Annotated in this window: 4 protein-coding genes; 2 read left to right on the top strand and 2 right to left on the bottom strand. The window is 59.5% G+C overall.

Annotated features, from left to right (window positions below; translation table 11 throughout):
- Both AC1DVH_RS26020 and AC1DVH_RS26015 read right to left on the bottom strand, forming a co-directional pair.
- Positions 1–1,222 (bottom strand): glycosyltransferase (locus tag AC1DVH_RS26020; protein WP_477756217.1); only part of this gene is annotated, 1,222 nt, incomplete at its 3' end.
- Positions 1,216–2,793, bottom strand: coding sequence for a glycosyltransferase (locus AC1DVH_RS26015; RefSeq protein ID WP_477756216.1), 1,578 nt, complete (start codon positions 2,791–2,793; stop codon positions 1,216–1,218). The genes AC1DVH_RS26015 and AC1DVH_RS26020, both read right to left, overlap by 7 nt.
- A gap of 423 nt (positions 2,794–3,216) precedes the next feature.
- Here AC1DVH_RS26015 and AC1DVH_RS26010 point away from each other — a divergent pair, with 423 nt between their 5' ends.
- Positions 3,217–4,131 carry a GDP-mannose 4,6-dehydratase gene (locus AC1DVH_RS26010; protein ID WP_477756215.1) on the top strand — a complete coding sequence of 305 codons (915 nt, stop codon included), beginning with the start codon at positions 3,217–3,219 and terminating at the stop codon, positions 4,129–4,131.
- Positions 4,128–4,821: GDP-mannose 4,6-dehydratase (locus tag AC1DVH_RS26005; RefSeq protein ID WP_477756214.1), on the top strand; the 694-nt coding region annotated here is incomplete at its 3' end. The genes AC1DVH_RS26010 and AC1DVH_RS26005, both read left to right, overlap by 4 nt.

Raw genomic sequence — 4,821 nt, 5'->3', positions numbered from 1 at the left:
TGGCCTGACTGCAGAATTTCTTGAGGCTGGCCACTGCGTGCGCGGACATCTGTGCATAACGCCCCGGATCACCCTTGGCCACGTCATAGCTTGATTGGTAAGCCCTGCACAACGACGCCCAATCGGTGACGTAACGCAAGGTACGAAACGCCCTGCGCGGGTCATGTGGCCAGGCCGTCAGCTCATCGGTGGAGTCAATCAGGAATGCATTATCGGCATCCAGATAATCGATCATCGCCGTGGTCCGTGGCGCCACGGCCGGTTTGCCACAGGACATGAACTCCATCAGCGGAAGACATTGGCCTTCGCCGTAGGACGTGTTGACCACGTAACTCGTGGCCTGCACCAGCTGCTCATAGTCCGCGTCAGCCAGATAGCCGTAAATCAGCACGACCCGGCAGCGGTAAGACTGGTTTTTGTACAAGTGGTGAAGGATGTCGGTCAGCGCTTCTTCGGCATCGTGATGCGTCAATTTGAGCACCAGCGTTGCGTCGTCCACCTCGCGAAACGTCACGCAAAAGGCACTGAGCATGTCTTCCCAATTCTTGCGCCCGTCACCGGGGTTGAACACCGAGGTGTAAATCACGCCGTCGAGGACCAACTCGTGTTCACTCGGCGGGGCCTCGAAATCAATACCCACACCTTGACGAGTGGCCACGGGGCCGAAGGCTCGCAAGTCGAGTTCACGGCTGTCTGCCAGCAACCCCTTGAGCGTCAACCGCACCTGACTGGCCAAGGGCTGACGTTGCAAGTGGGCGCCGCGCTCGGAAAACCGATCCCATACCGGGGCCGGTACCGCGATGACCGGATAGTCGGTGCCCATCGCCTCGCGCACCGCATTCACGGTGTAGCTGGAATGTGTAATCGCTGCACCCGCTGCCCGCAACACCGTGCGCCAGTCATTGAGCGGGTCACCGGCAAAGGGTTCGTTGGGGATGGTGCTGAATTCCCACGCGAACACCGGCAGCGTCGGGCAGGCGAAATTGACCGGCGTGCGATGAGGCGGTGAGAACGACAGGAACACGCATTCTTCACCACGGGACAGACAGTCCATGTACAAGGCATCGACTTCGGTCTGCGGGTCGCTGACTTCTACCACTCGCCCCAGCCGCTCCAGCACGGGTCGGTACTCCTTGAGCACGAAGTAATAGCTGTACTCCGAGCGGCCAAGGTTCTGGGCAATAGTCTGCTGGTTGGTTTCCGAATGAATGATGATCAGCATGAGGCGGTATCCGTCACGGTTGCTGTCGGCAAAGCCTGTGGTGCCAGCCCGAAAAAATCCGCCATGCGTTTCTGTACCGGGGCGAAAGCGCAGTAATCGTGCATGCGCTCGACGGCGGCGAGGGACATGCGCTGATACTCCAGGGGTTGTTCCTTGGCCAGACGGTAGCTGTTTTCGTAAGCGGTTTTCAGCGAACCCCAATCCGGCCGGTAACGCAGGGTGCGGTAGATGATGCGAGTGTCCTGCGGCCAGATGGTCAGCTCTTCGCTGGACTTGACCACAAACGCCACACGCTCATCGATGTAGTCCTCCATGGCCGTGTGATCCGGGGCAATCACCGGTTTACCGCTGGCCATGAACTCCATCAGCGGCAGGCACAGCCCTTCGCAGCGCGAGGCATTGACGTAGTAACTGGCGGCTTCGTACAGCCGGGCGTATTGCGGGTCGTCCAGGTAGCCGTGCATGACCACCACCCGACAGGCGAACGGCGAAAGCTGCGCGAGYAACGTCATCAGTTCGTCGTGGTAGGACGACAGATCGCTTTGGGTAATCTTCAGCACCAGTGTCGCGTCAGGCGTTTCGCGGAACGCCCAGCAGAATGCAGTGATCAGTTGATGCCAGTTCTTGCGACCGTCACGCGGGTTGAACACGGTGACGTACACCACACCGTCAACCTGTGTTTCGACCTGGGCGGTGGTGTCCGGCCACTGTCGCGGTTCTGGCTCGGGTACTGCAATCGTCTGCGGGCCGGCGATGGCCGGCAGCCAGCCAGCGAGACGCTCATGGGCGGCATCCGACAACAAGTCGCGAATCCCTTCCCAGTACCACTGGCTTAGAAAATGCGTGCGATGCACCGGGATCGGCAGCGATTTACCTTTGTCCAGGCGCCACATATGCAGGTAATGGCGAGCAATCACCAAGCGGCGCTTGAGCGTCAGCGGCGGTGGCTTCAATGCCTCCAGCTCGGCCTCGAGCGCCGCCAGTTCCTCGGCGGTCGGCACGACGGGAATCAGTGCATCGGCACTCAGCCCGAGTGTGCGCGTATCGAAGATGCAACCCTTGATGTCCAGGGTCGAGCCGGCGCTGATCGGGACGCTGGTGTGGCGACTACGAATGTCGGCGAAGTTTTCCCACAACGGCGTCGGCAACACCAGCACCGGAAAGTCTTCACCCATGGTCCGGCGAATCGCCCGGGCGGTATGGCTGGAGAGTGTGATCACCCGGCCCTGCCGCGCCAGCATTTGCGTCCAGTCCTGGCGCGGGTCGTTATCCCATTGTTCATCGGGAATCGAATCAAACTCCCAGGCCACCACGCAGATCGTCGGGCACTCAAGGTCGTTCGGGGTTTTCTGCGGCGGCGTAAACGACAGGAACAGACTGTCTTCGCCGGCGGCCAATAACTGTTTGTAGAGCGGATCGACCTCGGCGGTGGAGGACACCACATGCACTCGCCCAAGGCTTTCGAGCACAGGGCGATACGCCTTGAGCACGAAGTAGTAACTGTATTCGGGACGACCAAGGCTCTGGCTGATGGAGCTGTCGTTGATGTCCGAGTAAAGAATGAAATTCATGGCATCCCACGATGAAACCGCCATCCCGGCGGCCTCACTCTATGACGGAAAAACCATGGATCGAGCCGGCACTCGCCAGTCCTCGTCCATCGTCTTTTTGCCCGTCTACGTTCTTGTTTTAAAGGACAGATTCGCAGAGTCCCGGAACAACCCACACGAACGCCGGTTAATCGTGACGAGGGGCATTCTAAACACATCCATTGAGGATTCGTGAACCGCCCGGCGAGAATAAATCAGGCTACGCTGAGGAGAACCGATCAGTCACTTTTGGACTTGTTGAAATTACCGAGCAAATGGCACAGATTGGCTACCAAACAACTACAACAAACATTTCACCTGTCTTTCGAGCGATCATATCGGCTCGTAAACCTTTCCATGAAGACTGTGGAAACTGGATGAAATGCATGACCAAGGGGTCGCTGTTTGAAAAAACGTCTGTTTGTCACGGGTCTGACCGGATTCGTCGGACAACACATCCAGTCGCGTTTGCAGGCTGATGCCTCGGAATGGGAGCTTCTACCTGCTCCTTGTCGCTACGATCTCTGCGAGCCGGACAGCCTCGAAGGCCTGTGGCCGGAAATGCCCGATGCGGTGATTCACCTGGCCGGCCAGACTTTCGTCCCGGACGCCTTTCGTGATCCGGCGCGCACCCTGAAAATCAACCTGCTGGGCACCCTGAACCTGCTGCAAGCCCTCAAGGCGCGCGGCTTCACCGGCACATTTCTGTACGTCAGCTCCGGTGATGTCTATGGCCAGGTCACCGAAGATCATCTGCCCATCACTGAATTGCAGCCACCCTGCCCGCGCAATCCATATGCCGTGAGCAAACTGTCGGCAGAATTCCTGAGTTTGCAATGGGGCCTGAGCGAAGGCTGGCCGGTACTGGTCGCCCGCCCGTTCAACCACATCGGCACAGGGCAGAAAGACAGCTTCGTCATCGCCAGCGCCGCCCGTCAGATCTGCCGGATCAAGCAAGGCCTGCAAGGGCCAGAGCTGGAGGTCGGGGACATCGATGTCACGCGCGATTTCCTTGATGTCGCGGACGTGGTCTCGGCCTATCTGGCTTTGCTGGAGAAAGGCACACCGGGGCAGGTGTACAACATTTGCTCGGGGCACGAGCGGAGCATTCGCAGTTTGATCGAGCAGCTGGCAGATCTTGCCCAGGTCGACCTGCAATTGGTCCAGGACCCTGCGCGACTTCGCCGCGCGGATCAGCGTCGGGTGTGTGGCAGCCCTGCCAGGCTGGTCCAGACCACCGGATGGAAGTCTGAAATCACAACACAACAATCCCTGCGGGCGATCCTGTCCGACTGGGAGAAGCGAGTACGACAAGAATGACTAAAAGTGCATTGATCACAGGTATCACCGGCCAGGATGGCGCGTATCTGGCCAAACTGCTGCTCGACAAGGGCTACAAAGTCCACGGCCTGGTGGCGCGTCGCAGCAGCGACTCGCGCTGGCGCCTGCGCGAGATGGGAGTCGAAGCGGACATCGTCTACCTGGACGGCGACATGGCCGATGCCTGTTCAGTGCAGCGCGCGGTGATCAAGTCGGCGCCGGACGAGGTCTACAACCTCGCCGCGCAAAGCTTTGTCGCGGYCTCCTGGGATCAACCGGTGACCACCGGCATCGTCGACGGTCTGGGTGTTACCCACCTGCTCGAAGCGATCCGTCAGTTCAGTGCGCACACGCGTTTCTACCAGGCGTCCACCAGCGAAATGTTCGGCCTGATCCAGGCCGAACAGCAGGACGAGAACACACCGTTCTATCCGCGCAGCCCTTATGGCGTAGCCAAGTTGTACGGCCACTGGATCACCGTGAACTACCGCGAGAGCTTCAACCTGCACGCCAGTAGCGGCATCCTGTTCAACCATGAATCACCGCTGCGCGGCATCGAGTTCGTCACACGCAAAGTCACCGACGCCGCCGCCCGGATCAAGCAGGGCAAGCAGCATGAACTGCGCCTGGGCAACATCGACGCCAAGCGCGACTGGGGCTTTGCCGGGGACTACGTCGAAGCCATGTGGC

The sequence above is a fragment of the Pseudomonas sp. P4_C3 genome (assembly GCF_056402075.1).
This window is presented reverse-complemented; position numbering and strand designations above follow the sequence as displayed.